The 290-nt window shown below is 64.5% G+C and carries 1 protein-coding gene; it reads left to right on the top strand.

Translation table 11 applies throughout. From position 1 onward, the window contains the following. Positions 1-290: ATP-binding cassette domain-containing protein (locus tag TSA66_RS22055; RefSeq protein ID WP_040042873.1), on the top strand; the 290-nt coding region annotated here is incomplete at both ends.

The following is a 290-nucleotide window of genomic DNA, read 5'->3' as shown; positions in this document are numbered from 1 at the left end:
TGGGCCGCAACGGCGCGGGCCGCACCACGACGCTGCGCGCCATCATGGGCTTGACCGGTGCGCGCAAGGGCTCGATCAAGATCAATGGGGTCGAGGCGATCCATTTGCCGACCTACAAGGTCGCGCATCGCGGCGTGGGCTACTGCCCGGAAGAGCGCGGCATCTTCTCGTCGCTGTCGGCCGAGGAAAACCTGATGCTGCCGCCGTTCGTGTCGAAGACGGATCGCGGCATGTCGATCGACGAAATCTACGAGATGTTCCCCAACCTGCAGGAGCGCCGGAACAGCCAA

Origin of the sequence: Noviherbaspirillum autotrophicum, assembly GCF_000818395.1 — a bacterium.
Lineage (GTDB): Bacteria > Pseudomonadota > Gammaproteobacteria > Burkholderiales > Burkholderiaceae_D > Noviherbaspirillum > Noviherbaspirillum autotrophicum.
This window is presented reverse-complemented; position numbering and strand designations above follow the sequence as displayed.